A 20,907-nucleotide genomic window follows, 5' to 3' on the forward strand; every position below is an offset into this window, starting at 1 on the left:
CTGCTGGCGCGCGAGCCAGCTCGGCGGCATCGGCTTGGCGTAGCCGCCGACGCCTTCGGCGGCTTCCTTCTCTTCGGGCGTGTCGTACGAGACCTCGATGAACTTGCCGCCGAGCGACTCGATCTGCTCCTTCACGCTCGGGCGCACGTCGCTCGCCTCGATCACGGCGCCGAGGCGCTTCGCGGTCGCGATCGCCTGCAGCCCGGCGACGCCGACGCCGAGGATCACGACGCGCGCGGCCTTCACGGTGCCGGCCGCGGTCATCAGCATCGGGAAGAAGCGCTGGTACTTGTCGGCGGCGATCATCACCGCCTTGTAGCCGGCGATGTTGGCCTGCGAGCTCAGCACGTCCATGCTCTGCGCGCGCGTCGTGCGCGGCGCGGCCTCGAGCGCGAAGCTGGTGATGCCGGCGCCGGCCAGGCGGTGCAGGCCGTCGCTGTCGAACGGGTTGAGCATGCCGACGAGGTTCGCGCCGGTCTTCATCTGCGACAGCTCGCTGTGCAACGGTGCACGCACCTTCAGCACCAGATCGCAGCCGAACGCGCCGCTGGCGTCGGTGATCTCGGCCCCGGCAGCCTCGTAGGCCGCGTCGGTGACGCTGGCGGCCACGCCCGCGCCGGACTGGACGCGGATGTCGTGGCCCTGCGCCTTCAGCTTCTTCGCCGTCTCGGGCGTGACGGCCACGCGCGTTTCACCGGCCGCCGTCTCCAGCGGAACTCCTATCAGCATGGGGGCCTCCTCAGGCGCTTTTTTTCGGGACGTCGGAACTGGGCCGATTCTGCCGCACCTTGCCCGCCCGGCGCCAATGACCGCGGTCAACACGGGCGGGATAACATCCATCGCATGCCCGAGCGCTGGAAACCGAGTGTCACCGTCGCCGCGATCATCGAGCGTCGCGACGGCGACACGAGCCGCTTCCTGCTCGTCGAGGAGCACACGCCCGAAGGCCTGAAGCTGAACAACCCGGCCGGCCACCTCGACCCGCGCGAGTCGCCCGAGCAGGGCGTGATCCGCGAGGTGCTCGAGGAGACGGCCTGCGTGTTCACGCCGGATCGCCTGATCGGCGTGTACCTGTCGCGCTTCAAGCGCCCCGCGACCGGCGAGGACGTGACCTTCCTGCGCTTCGCGTTCGGCGGCACGGTCGGCGCAGCCGACCCTTTGCGCCCGCTCGACGACGGCATCGTGCGCACGCTGTGGATGACGCTGCCCGAGCTGCGCGCGAGCCGCGCCCGGCACCGCAGCCCGCACGTGCTCGGGTGCATCGAGGACTACGTCGACGGCCAGCGCTACCCGCTGAGCGCGATCACGACCGACCCGACGGTCTACGAGCCCGAGATCAAGGTCTGAGCGTGGATGGGCCTCGCGCCGGCCCGGGTGGGCCCGCCGTCGCTCAAGCCATCGCCGCTTCGCTCTCGCGCCGGTACGCGACCAGCTCCGCGATCGTCAGCATCGGGTAGCCGTGCGCGCGCGAGAACGCGACGAGTGCGTCGCCGCGCATCATGCTGCCGTCCTCGTTCATCAGCTCGCACAGCACCGCGGCCGGCTGCAGGCCGGCGAGGCGCGCGAGCTCGACCGCGCCCTCGGTGTGGCCGCGGCGTTCGAGCACGCCGCCGGGTGCCGCGCGCAGCGGGAACACGTGGCCGGGGCTGACGAGGTCGGCCGCGCTCGCCCCGGGCGCGATCGCCGCGCGGATCGTCGTCACGCGATCGGCCGCGCTGACGCCGGTCGTGACGCCCTCGCGGGCCTCGATCGAGACCGTGAACGCGGTGCCGTAGCGGCTGCCGTTGTTCGCGACCATCGGCGGCAGCGCGAGGCGCTGCAGCGGCGCGTCGCCCATGCACAGGCAGACGATGCCCGAGCACTCGCGGATCAGCGTGGCCATCATCGGCACCGTGATCCGATCGGCGGCGACGATCAGGTCGCCCTCGTTCTCGCGGTCGTCGTCGTCGAGCAGCACGACGGCGCGGCCGTGGCGGATGGCGTCGAGCGCGATGCGCAGACGCGGCGGCATCGGGCCGCTGGGAAGGGGAAGTTGAGACATGGTTGAAACGCTCCTCGCATAAAGCACGAAAAACATTTCAGGGCGCGCAAACACCGCGCGGCCACGCCGGAGTTTTTGCCGGGCGCGAGCCCGGCAAAAACATCCCTGACCCGAAAGTCAGGGACGGCGCAGTCGCACTGCATCGGCACATCTTCTTTCATCCGGACTGTGACCGTCGGCCTCGGCATTTCACCGAATCTGCTGACCTCTTCACCGGGAGATGAAGAGCGCTCGCGGGCTCGCGGCTTGCGCCGCATACCGCCGGTGGGGAATTTCGCCCCGCCCTGAAGACGTGTGCCGATCCTTCGATCGGCGCGACGATCTTACGGCCGATGCAAAGCCCGTATGCGTCGCCAGGGCGACAACGAGGCTGGCACCCGGCGCCGCGCGAATGGCCCGCCGCGGGCGCTGCGCGGGCCGCGCCGGGATAATCGCGCGATGCGCGCACGGCAACGGGTGGTGGTCGGTCTGAGCGGCGGGGTCGACTCCGCGGTCAGCGCGTGGCTGCTGAAGCAGCAGGGCCACGAAGTCATCGGCATCTTCATGAAGAACTGGGAGGATGACGATCGGCCCGCCGGCGGGCCGGGCGACGCCGACGGCTATTGCACGTCGAACGCCGACTTCGTCGACGCGGCCGCGGTCGCCGATGTGATCGGCATCGAGATCGAGCATGTCAACTTCGCAGCCGACTACAAGGACCGCGTCTTCGCCGAGTTCCTGCGCGAGTACGAGGCTGGCCGCACGCCGAACCCCGACGTGCTGTGCAACGCCGAGATCAAGTTCAAGGCGTTCCTCGACCACGCGATGCGCCTCGGCGCCGAGAAGATCGCGACCGGCCATTACGCGAGGGTCCGCGAGCGCGATGGGCAGTTCGAACTGCTGAAAGGTCTGGACCCGCTGAAGGACCAGAGCTATTTCCTGCACCGTCTGACACAGCCCCAGCTCGCGAAGACGCTGTTCCCGGTCGGCGAGCTGCCGAAGACCGAGGTGCGCCGCATCGCCGAAGAGATCGGCCTGCCGAATGCGAAGAAGAAGGATTCGACCGGCATCTGCTTCATCGGCGAGCGGCCGTTCCGCGAGTTCCTGAACCGGTATCTGGCGAACACGCCCGGCCCGATCAAGGACGACCGCGGCCGCACGATCGGCGAGCACGTGGGCCTGAGCTTCTACACGCTGGGCCAGCGCAAGGGCATCGGCATCGGCGGGCTGAAGGAGCGCGGTGCGGCCCGCGGCGCGGGCGAGCACAACCCCTGGTTCGTCGCGCGCAAGGACATGGCGCGCAACACGCTGTATGTCGTGCAGGGCCACGGGCACCCGTGGCTGCTGTCGCACCGGCTCAGCGCCGACGACACGAGCTGGGTCGCCGGCCACGCGCCGGCGCACGGCGCATTCGCCGCGAAGACACGCTACCGCCAGCACGACGCGGCCTGCGAATTCGCCGGCGCCGCGGGCGACGCTCCAGCCGGCTCGTTCGACCTGCGCTTCGAGCAGCCGCAGTGGGCTGTCACGCCGGGGCAATCGGCAGTGCTGTACGACGGCGAGGTCTGCCTGGGCGGCGGCGTGATCGCCGGCGGCTGAACACCGTCGACCTTCTTCAGCGCAGCTGGCGCCCGAGCGCGCGCGCAGCGCGTGCCAGCTGGCCTTCGTCGTAGCCGGCGTAGCCGAACAGCCAGCCGCGGCGCTTCGCGGCGATGCAATAGCGCGAGATCGGCGCGAGCTGCACACCGACCGCCTCGGCGCGCGCGCTCAGCTCGGTATCGCGCACGCGCTCGCCGACCTCGAACGCGAGGTGCATGCCCTGCGCGCTCGGCGCGAGCACGAGCGCATCGGCGCTGGCGCGCGCCAGGCTCGCGATCAGCGCACCCTGGCGCTCGCGGTAGAGCTCGCGCATGCGCCGCAGGTGGCGCAGCAGGTGGCCCTCGTCGATGAAGCGCGCGAGCACGTCCTGCACCGCGCCGGGCGATTGACGATCGCTCAGCGCGCGGGCGCGCGTGAAGGCGTCGACCAGCGCATCGGGCAGCACGACGAAGCCGAGCCGCAGCCCCGCGCCGAGCGATTTCGAGAAGGTGCCCACATACAGCACGCGCGCATCGTGCGCCATGCTGCACAGCGCCGGGATGCGCTGCGCGCCGTACTGGAACTCGCCGTCGTAGTCGTCCTCGACGATCCAGCCGCGCGCTGCGCGGGCCCACTCGATCAGCGCGGCGCGGCGTGCCAGGCTCATGCGCACGCCGAGCGGGAACTGGTGCGTCGGCGTGACGACAGCGAGCCGCGCCTGCGGCCAGCGCGCCGCGCCCTGCGCGATGCACAGGCCCTCGGCGTCGACCGGCACCGGCCGCGCCAGCGCGCCGTGCGCGATCAGGTTCGCGCGGATGCCCGGATAACCCGGGTCCTCGACCAGCACCTCGTCGCCGACATCGAGCAGCAGCCGCGCGATCAGGTCCAGCGCCTGCTGCGCACCGCCCGTGATCAGCACCTGGCCGGCGTCGCAGCGGATGCCGCGCGACACCAGCAGCCATTGCGCGATCGCCGCGCGCAGCGGCGCATGGCCGGCCGGGTCGGCATAGCCGGCACCGGCGATGCGCACGGCGAGCGGCGTGCGCCGTTCGAGCCGCTGCCAGAGCGTGAACGGGAAGGCCTCGAGCGCCGGCCGGCCGATGCGGAACGGCAGCGCCTCGCCGCCGGCCGGGTCCCAGCGCAGGCCGGTCTCGGCGATCAGCCGGCCGCGTTGCGACAGCAGCTGCTGCGCGCCCACGCCCGTCGGGCGTGCGCGGCCGCGCGCCGGCGCACTGCGCTCGGCGACGTACGTGCCGTCGCCGACCCGCGCGACCAGGTAGCCCTCGGCCTGCAGCCGCGCCAGCGCCCACAGCACCGTGTTGCGCGAGACGCCGAGCGCGCGCGCCTGCTCGCGCGAGGCCGGCAGCCGCGCCCCCGCGGCGAAGGTGCCGGCCTCGATGCCGGCGCGCAGGCGCAGGTAGACCTGCTGGCGCAGCTGCGGCGCAACGGCTCTTTGCATCGTCATCGAATGGCTCCTTGAACGCCCCAGATAGTTTCTACGATGAAGAGCCATTCCGAAACCAGGAACTTTCGACGATGAATCCGCAACCCATCACGCTGACCGGCCCGTTCGTGCGCCTCGAACCGCTGACGATCGACCACGTGCCGGCGCTCGCCCGCGTCGGCCTCGATCCTTCGATCTGGAACTGGATTCCGACGCCGCTGCCCGACATCGATGCGATGCGCGCCTATGTGAGGCTCGCGCTCGACGAACAGGCGCGCGGCCTGGCGCTGCCGTTCGCGATTCTCGATGCGGCGAGCGGCCAGGTCATCGGCAGCACGCGCTTCGGCAACATCGACGCGCCGAACCGGCGTCTCGAGATCGGCTGGACCTGGCTCGCCGTCTCGCACCAGCGCAGCGCCGCGAACACGAACGCGAAGCGGCTGCTGCTCGGCCACGCGTTCGACGCGCTCGGCGCGATGCGCGTCGAGTTGAAGACCGATGCGCTGAACGAGAAGTCGCGCAACGCGATCCTGCGCATCGGCGCGACGCAGGAGGGCATCTTCCGCAAGCACCTGATCACTGCCTCGGGCCGGGTGCGTGATACGGTCTACTTCTCGATCCTCGACACCGAGTGGCCCGAGGTGCGGCGCCGCCTCGACGCGCGGCTCGCACGCACCGACACCCTCGTCCGGAACTGAACGCCATGTACCTGCCCGCCCACTTCGAAGAGACCCGCGCCGAGCCACTGCATGCGCTGCTGCGCCGCGAGCCGCTCGGCCTGCTCGTCACGCAGGACGCGGCCGGCGCGCTGGCCGCGAACAACCTGCCATTCGTGCTCGACGCCGACCCGGCCGGCGGCCCCGGCATCCTGCGCGCCCACGTCGCGCGCGCGAACCCGCTGTGGCGCGAGGCGCGTGGCGATGTCGATGCGCTGGTCGTGTTCCAGGGGCCGCAGGCCTACATCTCCCCGTCGATGTACCCGACGAAGGCGGCCACCGGCAAGGTCGTGCCGACCTGGAACTACATCATGGTGCAGGCGCGCGGTCGGCTGCGCGCGGTCGACGATGCGGGCTGGCTGCGCGCCTTCGTCACGCGCCTGACCGAGCGTCACGAAGCGGCGCGGCCGGTGCCGTGGTCGGTCGGCGATGCGCCGGCCGACTACATCGAGACGCTGCTGCGCGCGATCGTCGGCATCGAGATCGAGCTGACCTCGCTGGTCGGCAAATGGAAGGTGACGCAGAACCGCGGCGCGGCCGATCGCGACGGCGTCGTCCACGGCCTGCGCGCGCAGAGCGGTGCACAGGCCGAGGCGATGGCCGACGCGGTCGCGAACGGCGCGGTTGCGAACGGGACACCGCCGCAAGCTTGAGCCCGACTTCGCCAACCCCGGGCACGACGCTGATTTCGCATTTGCGGCATGCTCGGCCGCCCTGCACGCCTCATCCCCCGTGACCCCAGACACTGCACTCGTCCCCGCCGCGCCGCTCAGCCCCAGCCAGTTCCGCGCCGCGACGGCCGCGGTGATGATGACGATCCTGCTCGCGGCGCTCGACCAGACCATCGTCAGCGTCGCGGTGCCGACGATCGCGCGCCAGCTCGGCGGCTTCGAGTGGATGGCCTGGGTGATTTCGGGCTACCTGATCGCGTCGACCGTCGTGACGCCGCTGTACGGCCGGTTCAGCGACCTGGTCGGGCGGCGCCGCGTGATGACGATCGCGATCGTCATCTTCCTGGTCGCGTCGGTCGCCTGCGCGCTCGCGCAGACGTTGCCGCAGCTGGTGCTCGCGCGCGTGCTGCAGGGCGTCGGCGGCGGCGGGCTCATCGCGAGCGCGCAGTCGGTGATCGCCGATGTCGTGCCGCTGCGCGAACGCGGGCGCTACCAGAGCTATGTCAGCATCGTCTGGGCCGTCGCCAGCATGCTCGGCCCGGTGATCGGCGGCGTGCTGACCGAGTACCTGTCGTGGCCGTGGATCTTCTGGATCAACCTGCCGGTGGGCCTGCTCGCGCTCGGGCTGGTGCACCATGCGTTGAAGGCGCTGCCGGTGCGCGCCCGCGCGGCGCGCATCGACGGCGTCGGCGCGCTGCTGCTGCTCAGCGGGCTGACGGCGCTGCTGATCCCGATCACGCGCGTCGGCCAGGGCACCGCGTGGGGCGATGCGTGGAACCTGATCGGCTGGGCCATCGCGGCGGCGCTGCTCGTCGTGTTCGTGCGGCAGCAGCGGCACCACCCGGATGCGATCGTGCCGATGGCGCTGTTTCGCAACCGCAGCGTCGTCGCGTGCTCCGCGCTGCTGTTCATCTGCTTCTTCAACTTCATCGCGATGTCGGTGCTGGTGCCGTTGCGGCTGCAGCTCAGTGCCGGCTTCAGCGCGGCCGATGCGGGGCTGCACCTGTTGCCGCTGACGCTGGCGATCCCCGCGGCGGCATTCGCGGCCGGGCGCTGGCTGAGTCGCACCGGCCGCGTGCTGCCGATGCAGCGGCTCGGCGTCGCGATGGTGCCGATCGCGCTGCTCGCGATGGGCCTCGGCAGCGCGACCGGCGGGCTCGCCACGCTGGCGCTGATCGTGCTCGGCGCCGGCATGGGCCTGCAGATGCCGACAACGCTGATCACGGTGCAGCAATCGGTGCCGCGCGACCAGATCGGCACGGTCACCGCGCTGACCGCGTTCTTCCGCCTGCTCGGCGGGGCCATCGGCATCGCGGTACTGAGCTCGGTCGTGCTGTTGCTGCTGCGCGGGCAGTTGCCGGCGGGCGCGCCGGCGCTGCTGGAGCACGGACTCGGCGCCGCGACGACGCTCGACGACACGGCATTTCAGCGCGTGATGCACGTCGGCGCGGCGATCTCGATGCTGTCGCTGTGGTTCGTCGCGCGCCTGCCCGATCTGCAGCTGCACGATGCGCGCGGCGCCGCGCGCGGTGCGGCCGCCGAACTTTGATACAACCGGCGCGTGCCGGCCGCGCTGCCGCGCGGCCGGCGATCACCAGGATGCCATGCCACTACCCCATGCGATGTTGCGCCGCGCGGCGCGCGCGTTCGGCGCGGGCCTGATGATCGGCGCGGCCGCGTTCGCGCAGGCCGCACCCAAGGTCGAAGACACGATGGCGCAGCGCGTGCAAGCCTGCACCGGCTGCCATGGCCCGCAGGGCCGCGCCGCGAGCGACGGCTACTACCCGCGCATCGCCGGCAAGCCGGCCGGCTACCTGTACAACCAGCTCGTCGCGTTTCGCGACGGACGGCGCCGCTACGCGCTGATGACGAACCTGCTCGCGCCGCTCTCCGACGCCTACCTGCGCGAGATCGCCGAGCACTTCGCGAAGCTCGACCTGCCGTATCCGGCGCCGCAGCCCGCGAACGCCGGCGCCGACGTGCTGGCGCGCGGCGAGACGCTGGTGCTGCGCGGCGACGCCGCGCTGAGGCTGCCGGCCTGCGTGCAATGCCACGGCGGCGCGCTGATGGGCGTCGCGCCGGCGATCCCGGCGCTGCTCGGCATGCCGCGCGACTACCTGAACGCACAGCTCGGCGCGTGGCGCACCGGCAGCCGGCATGCCGCGGCGCCGGACTGCATGGCGCAGGTCGCGCAGCGCCTCGCGCCGCAGGACATCAGTGCGCTCTCGCAATGGCTCGCGGCGCAGCCGGTACCGTCCGGCGCGAAGCCCGCGGCTGCGTCGCCCGCGCCGCTGCCGCTGGCGTGCTTCGAAGCGAGCGTGTCGGGGAGCGCGCGATGAAGCGCGGCCTGGCGCGTGGCGCGGTCGCGCTGCTGGGGATCGTCGCGCTGCTGATCGCGCTGGTGGCGTGGCTCAACCTGCGCGACGAAGACCCGATCGGCGGCGCGTCCGCGTCCGCCACGCCCGAGCTGATCGCGCGCGGCGCCTACCTCGCGCGTGCCGGCAACTGCATCGGCTGCCACACCGTGCCGGGCGGCACGGCCTATGCCGGCGGGCGCGGCATCCCGACGCCGTTCGGCACGATCTACGCGCCGAACCTGACGCCCGATACCGCGACCGGCATCGGCGCCTGGTCGTCGGCCGAGTTCTGGCGCGCGCTGCACAACGGCCGTGCACGCGACGGGCGCCTGCTGTATCCGGCGTTCCCGTACCCGAACTACACGCGCATCACGCGCGAGGATTCCGACGCACTCCACGCCTACCTGCGCAGCCTGCCGGCGGTAGCGCAGCCGAACAAGGCGCACGCGCTGGCGTTCCCGTTCGACCAGCAGGCCGCGCTCGCGGTCTGGCGCGCGCTGTACTTCCGCCCCGAGCGCATCGCGCCCGATCCGGCGCACAGCGCCGAGTGGCAACGCGGCGCCTACCTCGTCGAGGGCCTGGGTCACTGCAACGCCTGCCATGCGAGCCGCAACGCGCTCGGCGCCACCTCGAGCACGCTCGACCTCGCGGGCGGGCTGATCCCGGTGCAGAACTGGTATGCGCCGTCGCTGACCTCGCCGGACGAGGCCAGCGTCGCGGGCTGGGACACGGCGCAGATCGTCGCGCTGCTGCGCAGCGGCGTCTCGACCCGCGGCGCCGTGATGGGGCCGATGGGCGAGGTCGTCGCCGGCGGCACGCAGCACCTGAGCGAACCCGATCTGCGCGCGATGGCCACCTACCTGAAGGCCTTGCCGCAGACGCCCGCCGAGCCGGAGCCGGACGATCCGCCGAAGCGCCTGCCGGCCGACAGCCCCGGCGCGAAGCTCTACCGGCAGCACTGCATCGACTGCCACGGCGGGCAGGGCGAGGGCGTACCGGGCATCTACCCACCGCTGGCCGGCAGCCGCGCGGTCACGCTGCGCACGCCGGCGAACCTGGTGCACATCGTGCTCGAGGGCGGCTTCCCGCCCAGCACCGCCGGCAACCCGCGGCCCTTCGGCATGCCGCCGTTCGCGACCGTGCTGAGCGATACCGAGGTGGCTCAGTTGCTGAGCCACCTGCGCGGCAGCTGGGGCCACCGCGCCGCACCGGTGTCGGCACGCGAGGTGGCGCAGTTCCGCAGCCTGAAGTAATCGGACGGCCAGGAGGCTGCCTTTCGCGAGTATCGGCAGCCGGCCACAAACGGCCATTCACCAATGGCCGGTTTGAGGTCTCAAGGCTGCAGCACCGCGCGGCCGCGGATCGCGCCGCTGCGCAGCGCGGCCAGAGCCTCGTTGACCTCCGCCAGCGGGCGCGTCGTCACCGGCAGCGCCGGCAGGCTGCCCTGGCGTGCCAGCGCCATCATCTCGCCCATCTCGGCGAGGCTACCGACATAGGAGCCGGTGATCGTGACCGCGCGCAGCGGCAGCATCGCCGGCATCAAGGGCGCCGCGCCGCCGAACAGGCCCACGCACACCAGCTTGCCCCCCCTTGCGCAGCGCAGACAGGCCGAAGGTGAACGTGGTCGCCGCGCCCACGAAGTCAATCACCGCAGCCGCGCCGCCGCTGGCCTTCATGAAGGCCCGGGTCGCGTTGGCATCGGTGGGATCCAGGCAGTCGACGGCGCCGGCCTCGCGGGCCAGATCCCATTTGCTTCGGTCGATCTCGGCCACCACCGGCCTGACGCCGAGCGCCGCCGCCGCCATGCGCACGCCCGACAGGCCGACGCCGCCGGCGCCGATGACGAGAAGCGTGTCGCCTTCGCCGAGCGGGGCGCACTTCTTGAGCGCGCCATAGGCTGTCAGGCCCGCGCAGGCGTAGGTGCAGGCCTGGGCTTCAGGCAGTGGGTCAAATGCAAAGAGGTAGCGCGGATGCGGCACCAGCACATGGTCGGCAAAGCCGCCATCGCGATTCAGGCCCAAGGCCCGCGGTGCCATGCACTGCTCCTCGTGGCCGTCCTTGCAAGGCCCGCAGGCGGCGCAGCCGATCCACGGGAACACCACGCGACGATCTCCCACCGCGACGCCGCTGGCGTCGGGGCCGACGGCCGCTACGGTGCCGGCGATCTCGTGGCCGAGCACGCGCGGCGGCGCGATGCCACGGCTCAGATCCAGCTTGTTGCCGTTGCCGAGATCGAAGGAGCCGTCGTGCAGGTGTACGTCGGTGTGACACAGGCCGCAGCTGCCGACACGCACGACGACTTCACTGCCGACGGGATGCGGCGTCTCGCGCAGCACCTGAGCCAGTGGCTTCCCGAACGCGTCAAAGGGATAGCTGAGCATTGGAGTCGCCGTTTGTCCTGTCCGGCGCACTCTAGCGGTGTGCGGCCGTTCGCGCCTAGGTGAAAGCCATCACGCCAGTGGCGTAGCGCACTGGGCGTTGCCGCGACTGGAGTTCGTGCAGCGCCTGTGCCGGTGCTACTTCAGCTTTCGCGATGGTTTGCGCCTTGCGCGAATGGCTGCTGCGCAGCGAGCAATCCCGAGAGGTGAATGTCGGGAGTGGGTCGGGTGCCGGTGCTCGTTCGCGCCGGCGTCCGGCAGCTATGCGATACAGACCTGACTTTGAAGTGTCGATGACGGCAAAGTGATGAGCAGCGGCCACTGGGCGATGTCACCTCGCGGGCAGCCCCCGGCCAGAAGCAGGCAGCCGCGAAGGGCCGCTTACGGTCGACTCGTAGACGCCCGCCTTCGCATCGCGAGGTCCGGGCACCTTGGTCATAGAGCTGTCGGCCGTGCCGCGTCGATCGCCCGGCGCAACGCCGCGATCTCTTGCCACAGCTTGGCGCCCGAGTCGAGATGCATGGCCTCGGCACCGATGCTTGCCTCCTCGAGCGACTGCCGAGCGCGCTCCGGTTTGCCGCCCGCGAGTTCGAGCCGTCCACGCAGGCACAGCAGCCCCGCCAGATCGAGCGGTTCTCCGACCGCTCGCAGATGAGCTTCGCCTTGCGCCAGCAGGACTTGCGCTTCTTCGTCCCGCCCTTGCCGTGCAAGCAGGTCAGCCAGTTGCGCGAGCACCACGCCTTCGCTGCGTCGATTGCCGACGGCGCGATGGATAGCGAGCGCTTGGTCGTAGTGCAGGCGCGCCTCGTCGAGCTGGCCGTTTTCGCTTTCGAGAACGCCCAGACACCCGAGCACGACACCCTCCTGGCGGCGGTTGCTCGCATCGCGCGCGATTGCCAGCGCGGCGAGGAAATTGCTTCGGGCGGCTTCGACATGACCCGCCGCTTGGTCGAGCAGGGCAATGTTGGCCAGCGCCTGGCCCTCCTCGATCCGCTCTCCCGTGTCGCGATGGATCGCGAGCGCGGCTTCCGTTTGCTCGCGTCCTAGTTCGAGATGGCCTTGCTCCGTGTTCAGGCTGCCCAGGTTGCCGAGGACGAGCCCTTCCTGGCGGCGATCTCCAAGCTCGCGGCTGATCGAGAGCGCGCTCTGGAAATAGGCTCGCGCCTCGTCGAACCGACCCTGCTCGGCATGGACGATGGCCAGGCTGTTCAGCACCTTGGCTTCGGCGTCGCCGTCGCCCAGCTCGCGATCGATCGCGAGCGCGCGCTCGTAGGTCGCGCGCGCCTCCTGCATCGCGCCGGTCTGGCGCTGCACGATGCCGAGTTCGTAGAGCGCAACACCATCGGCCTGGCCAAGCGCGCCGCGCAGCGCCACGGCCTGCTCGGCGTGGCGGCGTGCCTCGTCCATGCGGCCCTGCCCGCGTTCGGCATTGGCGAGCCGGGTGAGCACCTCGGCTTCACGCGTCGCGTCGTTCGCCGAGCGCGCGAGCGCGAGGGCACGCTCATGCAGCGACGCCGCCTGGTCGAGCCGACCCGCCGCCACGCTTGCGCGTCCGACCGTGGCCAGTGCTGCCGCTCGTAGCGTCGGCTCGATCTGCTGCAGGCCGTCGACCTGCATGCCCAGGTCGATCGCCAGAGCAAAGGGGCCTTGTGTCATGACGGCCTCCCAGGCCACGCGAAGGGTAGCGACCGCGGTCGCGCCATCCCCGTGCGCGACCGCGCGCTTGCACGCGACGACGAGGTTGTCGAGCTCGAGCGTCAAGGCGCGCCGGCGCACGCCGCCGCCGTGCCGGTAGAGGGTCAGCAGGCGTTCGTCGGAGCCGAAGCGGGCGAAGTGCCTGCCATGCCGTTCCTGCGCAGCGCGTCGCCCGTCTGCGCCGCTCGCCGACAGCTTCTCGGCCGCGTACTCGTGGATCGTCAGATACATCCCGAAGTACGGTTCCTCGAGCGCGTGGCGCGTCTGACCGACCGGCACCCAGGTGCGCAACAGGCTCTTGTCGACGAGTAGCTGGACCGCATCGACGATCGAAGGGGCGTCGGTCCACAAGGAGAGGTCGAGCACGGCCTCGGCCGCGTCGAGCGTGAAGCCGCCCTCGAACACCGAGCATTGGGCGAGCGCCGCCTGCTCCCATGGCAGTAGAAGGTTCCACGACCAGTCGATCGCGCCTCTGAGCGTCGCCTGGCGATCGACGGCGCTACGCGCACCGGCGAGCAGGGCGAAGCGGTCGGTCAGTCGCTCGACGAGCTGCGCCGGCGAGAGCACGCGGATGCGCGCTGCTGCCAGCTCAATCGCGAGCGGCAAGCCGTCGAGCAAGGTGACGATGCGCGCGACGGTCGCGCGGTTGGCTGGCGTGAGCGCGAAGTCGGCTTTCTGCGTGCGGGCCCGCAGCGCGAACAGCTCGACGCCTTCGGCATCGACCGGCAGCGGCTCAAGCGGCAGCACTTCCTCGCCGGCGAGGCGAAGGCGCTCGCGGCTCGTGACCAAGAAGGCGGCGTCGGACGCGCGATCGGCCCAGTGGCCGACGGTGGCTTCAGCGTGCTCGACAATCTGCTCGAAGTTGTCGAGGATCATCAGGCAGCGGCCGCGTGTCGCGATCGCGTGGCCGAGTTGGATGCCGGGGTCGCTCTTGCCGAGGGGCACGTCGAGCGCAAGTGCGACGACGAAGAACACGCCTTCCAGCGTTCGTGCGTCGGAGAGGTCGCAGAAGTAGACGCCGCCCGGCCAATCGCCCAGCCAACTCCAGCCATAGCGTCGGGCCAGCCGCGTCTTGCCCGTTCCGCCGGGACCGAGCAGAGTCACGACCCGTGCGCCGGCGTCGAATCGGGCCGCAACGGCCGCCAGCTCCGCCGCCCTGCCGACGAATGCGTCACGTTCGCTCGGCAGGTTGTGCCGCACCTCGCGCACCGGCCGCCAACCGTCTTCCGTCCGGATCACGCGCGCCGCCTTCTCGGAGTCTTCGGGAGGCGCGAACGACGACCGGTCGCGCACGCCCAGCTCGAAGATCTCGATCGGTTCGGCGATCCCCTTCATCCGATAGTGGCCGTGGGACTCGATCGCCACCGCGTCGACAAAGGCGTCGCCGAGCGCAGAGCGCGCCGCTTCCGTCAGCAGGGTCTGGCCGCCGCGCGCCAGCGACATGACACGCGAGGCCAGCGGCTTGGCGATCCCTCCGACCTCGAGCGGCTTGGCGCCGCGTGCGACGTCATGGGCGGCGTTGTGCTGCAGCCTGACCGCGCCGACGTGGATGCCGACGCGCGCCGACAGTGCCAGCCCAGCCATTGCCTGCTGGTAGCCCAGCGCGAAGGCGACCGCGTCGGCCGCGCGGTCGAAGACGAGGAAGAATCCGTCGGTGTGGTCGATCTCGCGGCCACCGTGCCTTGCGACGAGTTCGCGCCCGCAGCGGTCGTGCGCCTCCCACACCCGCGCGGCGGCGACGTCGCCGAGGAGTTCGACGAGTCGCGTGCTGTCGACAAGATCGGTGAAGACGAGGGCGAGTTCGCTCATCCGAAGCTGTGTTCGCGCGTGTTAATGGCGGTCCACCAGGTCATTGTGCCGCCCTGCCCTAGAAACCCTTGCGCTAAGACATCTGGGCCTCCGCAGTTTATGCAGATCCCTTTGATGAACTACTGCTTTGCAACAGTGAGATCCGTTGGTGCTCTGTCTGCCCTGGGTCGCGCCTTGACGATCAAGTCGACGGTCTCGCCGACAGAAGGCTGACCTCCAGTTGAACGGCTGGACAGCCGACGCTCACCGCCGGCATCGCCCGGCCACATCCGGTCGGACATGACGGGCAGCTTGCAGCGCCCTTCCCGTTGAAGGACTTGCTGCGTTCCTATTCGATGATCTCGTCTGCTGCGAGCAAGAGCGCCTGCGGCACAGTGATCTCAAGCGCCTTGGCCGCCCTCTTGTCGATCACGAGTTCGAGCTTGGTGGCCTGCTCGAACGGAATCTCGGCCGGTTTCTCGCCTTTGAGGATCTTGTCGACCAGCGCCGCCGCACGCCTGAAAATCGCGGGCCAGTCTGACTGGTACGAGGCCAGAGCGCCACCGGTCAGGAAGTCGCGGCTGCCCCACACCGATGGCATGCGCCGCCGCAGGCACAGTTCGTTGAGCCGGACCCGATGCGTGTACGTATTGGCGTCGGCGAGCACGACGAGGCCATCGACCCCATCACGCGCCAATTCCGCAAACACGCCCTCAAAATCGCCCGGCCCGCGCGCCTCGTACGCGCGGATTGGGGTGCCAAGCGTGCGCTCCCATGTGACGATCCCGCTGTCCATACCAGCGCGCGTCACACCGGCGTTGGGATTGAACAAGATTCCGAACCGACGTGCAGTCGGCACGAGTTCGCGCATGATCTGCAGGCGCTTGGCGACGAGTTCCCCGCCCCACGAACTGATGCCGGTGATGTTGCCGCCCGGGCGCGCCATCGTCGCCACGAGCCCCATGTCGAGCGGATTGTCGACGCCTGCGGCAACCACAGGCACGGTGCGGGTTGCATTCTTGGCAACCAGCGCCGGCGCAGGCCATGCCGCGACCAGAACATCGAGTCGGAGCTGCAACAGTTCATCAGCCAACTCCCGCAGCCGATCGTAATTGCCGTCGGCCGACCGAAGCTCGATGACGATGTTCTTGCCCTCGACGTACCCGAGCTCACGCAGCCCTTGTCGAAACGGCTCGACGCTGGCTCGCTGAACGACATGATCCAGAGCCAGTTCGACAAGGAATCCGATGCGAGCCTTGCGACCCACGACCTGAGCTCGGATGACTTGTGGCGACGCCGACAGGGTGAACACCGCGGTGCAAGCTGTTCGACGATTCATGACAGAGATTTGCGCGTCGCTGAGGCCACGTGCTACTGGCGTAGTAGCCACTTGGCAACCAACGCTGGGAAGGTACGCTTCGGTCTATGCACCGTCAATCGCCCTGACGGTTCGGCTGCCAAAACAGCATGCAGAAGTTCGGCTGATGGCCGCGAGCGCTGCGGCGACGCAAGCCGGGCAGCGCCTCTTCGGCCGAACCCATACCCAACCGCGACCCGCGGCTACCGCGGGCTGGCTCCTGCGCCCCTCCCCGCACCGATAGCCCAGTCGCGTGCGTCCTACCTCAGCGCCAGCCGCCGGAGGCCGAGATGCGCTCGCCGGTCAGCCAGCTCGCGTCGTCGGAGGCGAGGAAGACCGCGACCTTCGCGATGTCGTCTGGTTGACCGAAACGTCCCAGCGGCGTCTGCGCGACCATGCCCTTCTCGAAATCGCTGCCGAGGATGCCGATCTTCTCGACCCCTTCCGTCGCGACGCCACCCGGCGCGATCGCGTTGACGCGGATCTTGCGCGCGCCGAGCTCGCGCGAGAGGGTCACGGTGATCGCATCGACCGCGCCCTTGGTCGCCGCGTAGACGGTCGAGGTCGGGATCGGGTTGTAGCTCACCACCGAGCTGATGTTGATCACGCTGCCGCCGTCCGGCCCGAAGTGCTTCACTGCCTCCTGGGTCGCCAGGATCGTCCCGAGCACGTTGGTATTGAACTCGCGGTGGAACTCGGCCTCGGTGACCGCCTCGAGTGGATCGAACGCGAACACGCCGGCGTTGTTCACGAGCACGTCGAGCGTGCCGAAGGCCTCCTTCGCGGCCGCGAACAGGCGCTGCACGTCGGCGGCCTTCGCGACGTCGCCCTGCACCGCGATCGCCTTGCTGCCGTTCGCGACGATCTCGGCGACGACGCGGTCCGCGCCTTCGCGACTCGACGCGTAGTTCACCACCACCGACGCGCCCTGCGCGCCGAAGCGCTTCGCGATGCCCGCGCCGATGCCCTTCGAGGCGCCCGTCACGATCGCCACCTTGCCAGTCAATCTGCCCACGTTGGTTCTCCAATCGGTTGATCGTCAATTCGACGTTTAGATGATTGTCTAACTGATGATCGCCTGTCAACCCGGTGCCGATTGACCACGGCGTTCAGAAGGTTCTCACCTTCCTCTCAGATGGCCGAGAGGCGATCGAGGTAGGCGCGCAGCACCTCGCGCTGCAGCACGAGGTTCATGAACTTGCCTTCGCGCACGATGCCGACCAGGCCGGCGGTCTCGAGTTCCTTGAGGTGGTGCGAGAGGGTCGCGGCGCTGACGTCATGCGCTTTCTGCAGCGCACTGCAGGGCGTCGGCGCTTCGGTCGCGCCGATCTCCTTCAGGATCTGGACGCGGCGCGGCTCGGCCAGCGCGCGCGCGATGCGCGCGATCTCGCGGTCGGTCAGGGAGCGAGCCTTCGCCGAGGTGGCCACCGGCGGTTTAGAACGGGATGTCGTCATCCATGTTGTCGAAGCCGGTCGAAGACGGCTTCGGTGCCGGTGCGCGCGATGCCGGCGCAGCGGACGGGCGCGCGGCCGGCGCCGAGCGCTGCGGCGCGCTGCGTTCGCTGTAGCCGCCACCGCCGCCTTCTTCGTCACCGCCGCCGGCGCCGCCGCCCATGCCTTCGCGGCCGCCGAGCAGCTGCATCGAATCGGCGACGATTTCGGTCGTGTAGCGGTCGGCGCCTTCCTTGTCCTGCCACTTGCGGGTCTTCAGGCGGCCTTCGATGAAGACCGGCCGGCCCTTCTTCAGGTACTCGCCGGCGATCTCGGCCTGGCGGTCGTACAGCACGACCGAGTGCCACTCGGTCTCTTCCATCTTCTCGCCGGAATCCTTGTTCTTCCAGGTGCGCGTGGTCGCGATGCGCAGGTTGCAGACCGCCGCGCCGCTGGGCGTGTAGCGCACCTCGGGGTCGCGGCCGAGGTTGCCGAGAACGATGACCTTGTTGACTGATGCCATGAAAGACTCCGAGAGCTGAATGGGGTACGTTGCGGCAATTATCGCTCCCCGACCCCGGAATACATCCCCCGCGCGGCGGGAACGGCGAGTGCCCCCGGCGAACCCCCGGATGGGCGAAGGCGTCGTGCGCGAGCGCTCCCGTACCATCGCGACTTTGCCGCCGGCCCCGCACCGTGACCTCACCCGCCTCCACCTTGCCCGACACGATCCTGCACGACGTGTTCGGCTACAGCGCCTTCCGCGGCGCGCAGGCCGAGATCGTCGACCACCTGATTGCCGGCGGCGACGCGCTGGTGCTGATGCCCACCGGCGGCGGCAAGAGCCTGTGCTACCAGGTGCCGGCGATCGCGCGACACCGCGCCGAGCGCGGCGTCGCGGTCGTCGTGAGCCCGCTGATCGCGCTGATGCACGACCAGGTCGGCGCGCTCGAAGAGGCCGGCGTGCACGCCGCGTTCCTGAACTCGTCGCTGACGCTCGACGAGGTCCAGCGCATCGAGCGCGAGATGATGAGCGGGCGGCTCGTGCTGCTGTACGTCGCGCCCGAGCGACTCACAACGCCGCGCATGCTGGCACAGCTCGACTCGCTGAACGAGCGCGGGCTGCTGAGCCTGTTCGCGATCGACGAGGCGCACTGCGTGAGCCAGTGGGGCCACGACTTCCGCGAGGACTATCTGGCGCTGAACGTGCTGCACGAGCGCTTCCCCGGGGTGCCGCGCATCGCGCTGACCGCGACCGCCGACGACCTGACGCGCGCCGACATCGTCAAGCGCCTGCAGCTCGAAGACGCGCGCATCTTCATCAGCAGCTTCGACCGGCCGAACATCCGCTACGCCGTCGTCGAGAAAGACGACGCACGCAAGCAGCTGCTGCGCTTCATCCAGGACGAACACGAGGGCGAGGCCGGCATCGTCTACTGCCAGTCGCGCAAGAAGGTCGACGAGACCGCGGCCTGGCTGGTCGGCGAAGGCATCACCGCGCTGGCCTACCACGCCGGGCTCGATGCCGACGTGCGGCGCAAGCACCAGGACCGCTTCCTGCGCGGCGATACACCGGAGACGGCCGTCGTGATGGTCGCGACGATCGCGTTCGGCATGGGCATCGACAAGCCCGACGTGCGCTTCGTCGCGCACCTCGACCTGCCGAAGAACATCGAGGCCTACTACCAGGAGACCGGCCGCGGCGGGCGCGACGGCGCGCCGGCCGATGCCTGGATGGCCTACGGCCTGGCCGACGTGGTGAACCAGCGCCGCATGATCGATGAAAGCCCGGCGAACGAGGAGTTCAAGCGCAACCAGCGCGGCAAGCTCGACGCGCTGCTCTCGCTCGCCGAGGCGCACGACTGCCGGCGCGTGCGGCTGCTCGCCTACTTCGGCGAAGCGAGCCACGCCTGCGCCGCCTACCAGAACGCCTGCGACAACTGCCTGAACCCGCCCGCCACCTGGGACGCGACCGAGGCCGCGCGCAAGGCGCTCTCGTGCATCTACCGCTTCCACCAGAACCGCGGCCAGCGCTTCGGCGCCGGCCACCTGATCGACGTGCTGCGCGGCAAGCCGACCGAGAAGGTCGCGCAGAACGGACACGAGAGTCTGAGCACCTTCGGCATCGGCGCCGACATCGGCGAGGCGCAGTGGCGCGTCGTGCTGCGCCAGCTGATCGCGCTCGGCTACCTGCGCACCGAAGGCGAATACAACACGCTCGAACTGACCGCGACCGCGCGCGAGGTGCTGCGCGGCGACGTGCAGATGCTGCTGCGCCAGCCGAGCGAGACGCCGAAGCGCGCCGGCCGCAGCACCAAGACCGCGGGCCGCGGCGCGCGCAGCAAGGACAAGGCCCCGCCGCTGCCGCTCGATACCGAGGGGCTCGCGCGCTTCGAGGCGCTGAAGGCCTGGCGCGCCGAGGTCGCGCGCGAGCACAACCTGCCGGCCTACATCGTTTTCCACGACGCGACCCTCGCCGAGATGGCGCAGGCACTGCCCGATTCGCTCGACGCGCTCGGCCAGATCAGCGGCGTCGGCGCGAAGAAGCTCGAGGCCTACGGGCGCGAGATCCTGCGCGTGCTCGGTGATTGACCGCGGCGGGCGCGATTCACCCCAGCGGCACGCCTGTGCCGTATCACGGCGATCAGGCAGACTTCACCCCGTGCCGACCTCAGCAACGACCGAACCGACCGACGCCGCGCTGATGACCGCCTACGCGGGCGGCGACGCGCGCGCGTTCGAGCAGTTGTACGCGCGGCACCAGGCCGGCCTGTATCGCTTCGTCCGTCGCCTGCTCGGCAGCGCGCTGAACGCGCAGACCGACGAGGTGTTCCAGGACACCTGGCTGCGTGTCGTGCATGCCCGCACGCGCTGGGAGCCGCAGGGCGCGAGCTTTCGCACCTGGCTGTTCACGCTCGCGCACCACCGCGTGGTCGACCTGCTGCGCCGCAGCGGCCGCGAGGTCTCGGTCGATGCATTCGATGCCGACGATGGCGAGCCCTGGGAGCCGCTGGGCGCGTCTTCGGCCGCGTGGCAGCACTGGCCGGCACCGGCACCGGCCGCGTCGCACACCGAGGAGCTCGCGTTCTGGCGCCGCGCCGGCGAGAAGCTGCTGGGCTGCCTGGAGCAGCTGCCCATTCCGCAGCGCAGCGCGTTCCTGCTGCACCACGACGACGGCCTCGCGCTCGACGAGGTCGCCGCCGCGCTCGAGGTCGGCTTCGAGACCGCGAAGACGCGCCTGCGCTATGCGATGAGCAAGCTGCGCACCTGCATGGGCGCGTACCTCGCGCCGGTGTCGCCATGACGAACGGCGAGCACGACGACCCCGAGCGCGACGCCTGGCTCAGCGCGGCCTTGCGGCATGCGCCGGATGCGCAGGCCGCGCCGCCGGCGCTCAGCGATGCGATCCTGCGCCAGGCCCGCGCCGCGACGACGGCGGCGCCCGCGCGCGCCGCCGAGCGCGGCGCCTGGG

General features: G+C 70.4%; 19 protein-coding genes and 1 riboswitch. Of the genes, 9 read left to right on the plus strand and 10 right to left on the minus strand.

Going from position 1 to position 20,907, the window contains the following annotated elements:
- Positions 1–729: Rossmann-fold NAD(P)-binding domain-containing protein (locus AC1DTW_RS27000; protein ID WP_477984929.1), on the minus strand; the 729-nt coding region annotated here is incomplete at its 3' end.
- 114 nt (positions 730–843) lie between these two features.
- Here AC1DTW_RS27000 and AC1DTW_RS27005 point away from each other — a divergent pair.
- Complete coding sequence (locus AC1DTW_RS27005; protein WP_477984931.1) at positions 844–1,347, plus strand: NUDIX hydrolase; 504 nt, start codon at positions 844–846, stop codon at positions 1,345–1,347.
- A gap of 43 nt (positions 1,348–1,390) precedes the next feature.
- On the opposite strand, the gene ribB is transcribed toward AC1DTW_RS27005, so the two are convergent.
- A complete protein-coding gene (gene ribB, locus AC1DTW_RS27010; RefSeq protein ID WP_477984933.1) occupies positions 1,391–2,041 on the minus strand; it encodes a 3,4-dihydroxy-2-butanone-4-phosphate synthase in 651 nt (216 codons plus the stop codon).
- Between the two features lie 145 nt (positions 2,042–2,186).
- Positions 2,187–2,337: riboswitch (FMN riboswitch) on the minus strand.
- A gap of 142 nt (positions 2,338–2,479) precedes the next feature.
- Between ribB and mnmA the strand changes: the two genes are divergently transcribed.
- On the plus strand, positions 2,480–3,619 hold the full coding sequence (gene mnmA / locus AC1DTW_RS27015; RefSeq protein WP_477984935.1) for a tRNA 2-thiouridine(34) synthase MnmA: 1,140 nt from the start codon (positions 2,480–2,482) through the stop codon (positions 3,617–3,619).
- A gap of 16 nt (positions 3,620–3,635) precedes the next feature.
- Here the strand turns inward: mnmA and pdxR are convergent, their stop codons facing one another.
- Complete coding sequence (gene pdxR, locus AC1DTW_RS27020) at positions 3,636–5,063, minus strand: MocR-like pyridoxine biosynthesis transcription factor PdxR (protein WP_477984937.1); 1,428 nt, start codon at positions 5,061–5,063, stop codon at positions 3,636–3,638.
- A gap of 71 nt (positions 5,064–5,134) precedes the next feature.
- On the opposite strand from pdxR, the gene AC1DTW_RS27025 reads away from it, so the two are divergent.
- The 5 genes from AC1DTW_RS27025 (at position 5,135) to AC1DTW_RS27045 (ending at position 10,039) form a co-directional block, all read left to right on the plus strand.
- Entirely contained in the window at positions 5,135–5,740 is a 606-nt protein-coding gene (locus AC1DTW_RS27025) for a GNAT family N-acetyltransferase (protein ID WP_477984939.1), read from the plus strand.
- Between the two features lie 5 nt (positions 5,741–5,745).
- Positions 5,746–6,411 carry an FMN-binding negative transcriptional regulator gene (locus AC1DTW_RS27030; RefSeq protein WP_477984941.1) on the plus strand — a complete coding sequence of 222 codons (666 nt, stop codon included), beginning with the start codon at positions 5,746–5,748 and terminating at the stop codon, positions 6,409–6,411.
- Between the two features lie 79 nt (positions 6,412–6,490).
- Positions 6,491–7,978, plus strand: a complete 1,488-nt coding sequence (locus AC1DTW_RS27035; protein WP_477984943.1) for an MDR family MFS transporter — start codon at positions 6,491–6,493, stop codon at positions 7,976–7,978.
- 55 nt (positions 7,979–8,033) lie between these two features.
- Entirely contained in the window at positions 8,034–8,768 is a 735-nt protein-coding gene (locus AC1DTW_RS27040; RefSeq protein WP_477984945.1) for a c-type cytochrome, read from the plus strand.
- Positions 8,765–10,039, plus strand: a complete 1,275-nt coding sequence (locus tag AC1DTW_RS27045) for a cytochrome c (RefSeq protein WP_477984947.1) — start codon at positions 8,765–8,767, stop codon at positions 10,037–10,039. The genes AC1DTW_RS27040 and AC1DTW_RS27045 overlap by 4 nt, the downstream gene beginning before the upstream one ends.
- A gap of 80 nt (positions 10,040–10,119) precedes the next feature.
- Here AC1DTW_RS27045 and AC1DTW_RS27050 read toward each other — a convergent pair whose 3' ends face one another.
- The 7 genes from AC1DTW_RS27050 to ssb all read right to left on the minus strand — a co-directional run bounded on the left by AC1DTW_RS27050 (position 10,120) and on the right by ssb (position 17,958).
- Positions 10,120–10,362 carry an MDR/zinc-dependent alcohol dehydrogenase-like family protein gene (locus AC1DTW_RS27050; protein WP_477984949.1) on the minus strand — a complete coding sequence of 81 codons (243 nt, stop codon included), beginning with the start codon at positions 10,360–10,362 and terminating at the stop codon, positions 10,120–10,122.
- Positions 10,271–11,167: an alcohol dehydrogenase catalytic domain-containing protein gene (locus AC1DTW_RS27055; RefSeq protein WP_477984951.1), complete on the minus strand. Its 897-nt coding sequence runs from the start codon at positions 11,165–11,167 to the stop codon at positions 10,271–10,273. Before AC1DTW_RS27055 ends, AC1DTW_RS27050 begins: the two co-directional genes overlap by 92 nt.
- A 432-nt stretch (positions 11,168–11,599) precedes the next feature.
- Positions 11,600–14,668 (minus strand): ATP-binding protein, encoded by a 3,069-nt coding sequence (locus tag AC1DTW_RS27060; RefSeq protein ID WP_477984953.1) that lies wholly within the window; start codon positions 14,666–14,668, stop codon positions 11,600–11,602.
- Positions 14,669–14,996: 328 nt separating this feature from the next.
- Positions 14,997–15,986 (minus strand): ABC transporter substrate-binding protein, encoded by a 990-nt coding sequence (locus AC1DTW_RS27065; protein WP_477984955.1) that lies wholly within the window; start codon positions 15,984–15,986, stop codon positions 14,997–14,999.
- 283 nt (positions 15,987–16,269) lie between these two features.
- Entirely contained in the window at positions 16,270–17,019 is a 750-nt protein-coding gene (locus AC1DTW_RS27070) for an SDR family NAD(P)-dependent oxidoreductase (RefSeq protein WP_477984957.1), read from the minus strand.
- A 116-nt stretch (positions 17,020–17,135) separates the two neighbouring features.
- Positions 17,136–17,459, minus strand: a complete 324-nt coding sequence (locus AC1DTW_RS27075; RefSeq protein WP_477984959.1) for an ArsR/SmtB family transcription factor — start codon at positions 17,457–17,459, stop codon at positions 17,136–17,138.
- Positions 17,440–17,958, minus strand: a complete 519-nt coding sequence (ssb, locus tag AC1DTW_RS27080; protein ID WP_477984961.1) for a single-stranded DNA-binding protein — start codon at positions 17,956–17,958, stop codon at positions 17,440–17,442. The genes AC1DTW_RS27075 and ssb overlap by 20 nt, the downstream gene beginning before the upstream one ends.
- Before the next feature lie 173 nt (positions 17,959–18,131).
- Between ssb and recQ the strand changes: the two genes are divergently transcribed.
- On the plus strand, positions 18,132–20,027 hold the full coding sequence (gene recQ / locus AC1DTW_RS27085) for a DNA helicase RecQ (RefSeq protein WP_477984963.1): 1,896 nt from the start codon (positions 18,132–18,134) through the stop codon (positions 20,025–20,027).
- A 70-nt stretch (positions 20,028–20,097) separates the two neighbouring features.
- A complete protein-coding gene (locus tag AC1DTW_RS27090) occupies positions 20,098–20,739 on the plus strand; it encodes a sigma-70 family RNA polymerase sigma factor (RefSeq protein WP_477984965.1) in 642 nt (213 codons plus the stop codon).
- Positions 20,740–20,907 lie beyond the last annotated feature (168 nt).

The organism is Rhizobacter sp. P5_A1, from assembly GCF_056400745.1.